The organism is Streptomyces sp. S6, from assembly GCF_054880855.1.
This window is the reverse complement of record NZ_JBTYMC010000437.1, coordinates 1-4335: the sequence shown is the minus strand read 5'-3', so window position 1 is coordinate 4335 and position 4335 is coordinate 1. Positions and strand designations below refer to the sequence as shown.

Sequence of the window (4335 nt, the reverse complement as noted above, 5' to 3'; positions counted from 1 at the left end):
GCGGATCCCGGCACCGTCGTGCTGATCGGCGAGCCCGGCACACGTGAACTCGTCGTCCGCCACTTCGCGGCCCGCCCGGCGACCCGCCTGTGGTCCGAGTTCGCCCCGACCGACGGCCTCATGCCGTGGACCGCCCACGAACTGCTCGCCCGGGACGGCGGACGGCCCCACGAGCCCGACGCCGGCAGTCCGGTACCGCCCGTCCGGCTGCGCGTCACCGGACCCGGCGGCGAGACCCTGCCGCCGGGACAGGCCGGCGTCATCGTCGCCAGCGGTCCGTCCTGGTGGCCCGAGGACGTGGAGTACTCGGGCTGGCGGGGCCGCTGGACACCGGATCACACCCTCGACATCACCGGGCGCCCGGCCCGCTCGGCGGTCCCGGCCGGCCGATTCGGACGGAGAGCGACATGACCGCTGCCACGAGCCGCTTCACGGACGCCCTGCACGCCTGCACGACCCGGCCCGGCGAACCGGAGACACTGCAACTGCTGACGTCGGAAGGCACCTTGCTGGCGCCTCCCGAGGACACCCCCGGCTATGACCCCGAACTGCTGCGCGTCCTCTACCGGGACATGGTGCTGACCCGCGGCTTCGACACAGAGGCCACCGCCCTGCAACGACAGGGCGAGCTGGGCCTGTGGCCACCGCTGGCCGGCCAGGAGGCGGCCCAGGTCGGCTCGGCCCACGCCCTGCGCCCCGACGACTACGTCTTCCCCAGCTACCGCGAGCACGGCGTCGCCTGGTGCCGGGGCGTCGACCCCGTCGACGTCGTCAAGCTCTTCCGCGGGGTCACCAACGGCGGATGGGACCCGCGCAGGTCCAACTTCCACCTGTACACCCTGGTCGTCGGCGCCCACACGCTGCACGCGACCGGGTACGCCATGGGCCTGGCCAAGAAGGGCAGCGACTCCGCGGCCGTCGCCTACTTCGGCGACGGCGCCAGCAGCGAGGGTGACGTCGCCGAGGCGTTCACCTTCGCCGCCGTCCACGACGCGCCCGTGCTGTTCTTCTGCCAGAACAACCAGTGGGCCATCTCCGAGCCCGTCACCCGGCAGCTGCGCGGCCCGCTGTACCGCAGAGCACACGGCTACGGCTTCCCCGGCGTACGCGTGGACGGCAACGACGTCCTCGCGGTGCACGCCGTGACCCGGTTCGCCCTGGACCACATCCGGGGCGGCAACGGGCCCTTCCTCGTGGAGGCGTTCACCTACCGCATGGGCGCGCACACCACCTCGGACGACCCGACCCGCTACCGCACCCGGACGGAACTGGAGCACTGGCGGGCCAGGGATCCCATTGCCCGGCTGCGTGTCCACCTGACCGAGGCCGGGCACGCGGGGCCGGAGTTCTTCGAGGAGGTCGAGGAGCAGGCCCGCGAGCTCGCGCTCCGCGTCCGCCGCGAGGTGCGGACCATGCCCGCCCCGCACCGGCTGGCCGTCTTCGACCACGTGTACGCCGAAGGGCACGCGGTCGTGGAGGAGGAGCGGCGGCAGTTCGAGGAGTACCACCGGTCCTTCGCCGACGCCCGTGCCGACGGCTACGCCGACTCCTACGCCGATCCCGTCGCCGCCTCGGAGAGTGAGTGACCATGCCCGCGGACACGATGACACTGGCCAAGGCGCTCAACCGGTCCTTGCGCAAAGCGCTGGAGGACGACCCCGGCGTCCTCGTGATGGGGGAGGACGTCGGCAGGCTCGGAGGGGTGTTCCGGGTGACAGACGGCCTCCAGAAGGACTTCGGCGAGGACCGCGTGATGGACTCGCCGCTCGCCGAGTCGGGCATCCTCGGCACGGCCATCGGACTGGCCCTCGGCGGCTACCGGCCCGTGGTGGAGATCCAGTTCGACGGATTCGTCTTCCCCGCCTACGACCAGATCGTCACCCAGCTGGCCAAGATCCACGCCCGCTCGCACGGCACGATCAGGATGCCCGTCGTCGTCCGGATCCCCTACGGCGGCGGCATCGGCGCCGTGGAACACCACAGCGACTCTCCGGAGGCCCTCTTCGCGCATGTGGCGGGACTGAAGGTCGTCTCGCCCTCGACGCCCTCGGACGCCTACTGGATGCTCCAGCAGGCCATCCGCAGCGACGATCCGGTGATCTTCTTCGAGCCCAAGCGCCGATACTGGGACACCGGCGGGGTGGACCCGGACACCGTACCCGGGCCCCTGCACCGGGCGCGGGTCGTCCGCCCCGGCACCGACCTGACCCTCGTCGCCTACGGGCCCATGGTGAAACTGTGCCAGGAGGTTGCCGACGCGGCGGCCGAGGAGGGCCGTTCCCTGGAGGTCGTCGACCTGCGGTCGGTGTCCCCGGTCGACTTCGACACCGTGCAGGCGTCCGTGGAGAAGACACACCGCCTGGTCGTCGTGCACGAGGCACCCGTCTTCTTCGGGGCCGGCGCGGAGATCGCCGCCCGCATCACCACCCGGTGCTTCTACGTGCTGGAGGCCCCGGTCCTGCGGGTCGGGGGACACCACGCCCCCTATCCGGCGGCACGCCTCGAAGAGCACTACCTGCCCGACCTCGACCGCGTGCTCGCCACCGTCGACCACGCGCTGGCGTACTGAAGGACCATCCCATGACGGACACTGTCGAGCGGCTGCTGGAGTTCCGGATGCCCGATGTGGGCGAGGGGCTCACTGAAGCGGAGGTTCTGACCTGGTACGTGGAGCCCGGCGACACCGTCGTCGACGGGCAGATCATCTGTGAGATAGAGACGGCCAAGGCCGTGGTGGAGCTGCCGATCCCGTTCGACGGGGTGGTGCGGGAGCTGCGGTGCGTGCCGGGGGAGAGGGTGGCTGTCGGTGCCGTCGTCATCACCGTCGCGCCTGCGGGGGCGGTGCCGGGACCTTCGCCGGTGCCGGTGCCGGTGCCGGTGCCGGGTGCGGGGGCGGGGCGGCAGCCGGTGCTCGTCGGGTACGGCGTCGCTCCCGAGGCGGTCAGGCGCAGGCGCCGTACGGGGGATCCGCCGGCCGGCCGCGGCGCCGGTCCCGCCGGTCCTGCCGGTTCTGCCGGTCCCGTGCAGGTTCTGGCGAAGCCGCCGGTGCGTAAGCTCGCCAAGGATCTCGGGGTCGACCTTGCGCGGGTCCTGGCCTCGGGGCCGGGGGGCGTCATCACGCGGGCGGATGTGCATGCCGCTGCGGGAGCGGTGGAGACCGGGGCGGGTTCGGCCGCCGCGCCGCCGGTGCCGGTACCCGTGTCCGTCCCGGACCCTGGGCCCAGGGAGACGAGGGTGCCGGTGCGCGGAGTGCGTCGGGCCACCGCCGCGGCCGTCACCTCCTCCGCGTTCAGCGCGCCGCACGTGACCGAGTTCGTCACCGTCGACGTGACCCGGACCGTGAAGCTGGTGCGCGAACTCAAACGGGAACCGCGGTTCGCGGACCGGAGGGTCGGCCCGCTCCTGTTGGTTGCCAGAGCCCTCCTCGTCGCGATCGGGCGCAACCCGGAGATCAACTCCTCCTGGGACGACGAAGCGCAGGAGATCGTCCACCGGAACTACGTCAACCTGGGCATCGCCGCGGCCACCCCTCGTGGGCTGATCGTCCCCAACATCAAGGACGCCCACAGGCTGTCGCTGGCCGACCTCGCGGGGGCGCTGGACGAGCTGGTCGACACGGCCAGGGCGGGGCAGACCGGCCCGGCCGCGCTGAGCGGCGGCACCGTCACCGTCACCAACATCGGTGTCTTCGGGATCGACAGCGGCACTCCGATCCTCGCCCCGGGGGAGGCGGCGATCCTCGCCGTCGGTGCGATCGGATCCCGGCCGTGGGTCCACAAGGGCAAGGTGACGCCCCGTCAAGTCGTCACTCTGGCGCTCTCCTTCGATCACCGGCTGGTCGACGGGGAACTGGGCTCCAAGGTGCTCGCGGATGTCGCGGCGGTACTGGAGCGGCCCAGCCGCCTGATCGCGTGGAGTTGAGCGTGGCTGTTGTTCTCCAGGAGATGTCCAGAGGTCTTGCAGATTGCTCTCGGCAGACTGTGGAACACCCCCGTGACAGGGCCGGCCGTCAGTCATCCCCCGCCTGACGGCCGGCCCGCCTTTCCAGTCCTTCCAGCGTCCGAACATGTGAGGAGTTCCGCAGTGCCGGTTCATTCCACGGCGAAGGCGGTGAAGCCCGTCGACCGGGTGGTCATTCGGTTCGCGGGTGACTCAGGTGACGGTATGCAGCTCACGGGTGACAGGTTCACCTCGGAGACGGCGGCGTTCGGGAACGATCTGTCGACGCTGCCGAACTTCCCGGCCGAGATCCGCGCTCCTGCGGGGACGCTGCCCGGTGTCTCCTCGTTCCAGTTGCACTTCGCGGACCACGACATCCTGACTCCGGGTGATGCG

Annotated in this window: 3 protein-coding genes and 2 pseudogenes; all 5 read left to right on the top strand. The window is 71.4% G+C overall.

Annotation, left to right across the window (positions count from 1 at the left end):
- Positions 1 to 411 (top strand): annotated as a pseudogene (locus ACVNF4_RS33135) (hypothetical protein); the annotation flags it as partial.
- Entirely contained in the window at positions 408 to 1586 is a 1179-nt protein-coding gene (gene pdhA / locus ACVNF4_RS33130) for a pyruvate dehydrogenase (acetyl-transferring) E1 component subunit alpha (RefSeq protein WP_461806577.1), read from the top strand. The pseudogene ACVNF4_RS33135 and the gene pdhA, both read left to right, overlap by 4 nt.
- 17 nt (positions 1587 to 1603) lie before the next feature.
- Positions 1604 to 2569: an alpha-ketoacid dehydrogenase subunit beta gene (locus ACVNF4_RS33125; RefSeq protein ID WP_461806578.1), complete on the top strand. Its 966-nt coding sequence runs from the start codon at positions 1604 to 1606 to the stop codon at positions 2567 to 2569.
- Positions 2570 to 2580: 11 nt separating this feature from the next.
- Positions 2581 to 3921 carry a dihydrolipoamide acetyltransferase family protein gene (locus ACVNF4_RS33120; RefSeq protein WP_461806576.1) on the top strand — a complete coding sequence of 447 codons (1341 nt, stop codon included), beginning with the start codon at positions 2581 to 2583 and terminating at the stop codon, positions 3919 to 3921.
- Between the two features lie 147 nt (positions 3922 to 4068).
- Positions 4069 to 4335, top strand: a pseudogene (locus ACVNF4_RS33115) (2-oxoacid:acceptor oxidoreductase subunit alpha); the annotation flags it as partial.

Excerpts from the sequence above, each read along its gene's own strand:
- pdhA (WP_461806577.1), top strand. The coding sequence starts at position 408 with ATGACCGCTGCCACGAGCCGCTTCACGGACGCCCTGCACGCCTGCACG.
- ACVNF4_RS33125 (WP_461806578.1), top strand. The coding sequence starts at position 1,604 with ATGACACTGGCCAAGGCGCTCAACCGGTCCTTGCGCAAAGCGCTGGAG.
- ACVNF4_RS33120 (WP_461806576.1), top strand. The coding sequence starts at position 2,581 with ATGACGGACACTGTCGAGCGGCTGCTGGAGTTCCGGATGCCCGATGTG.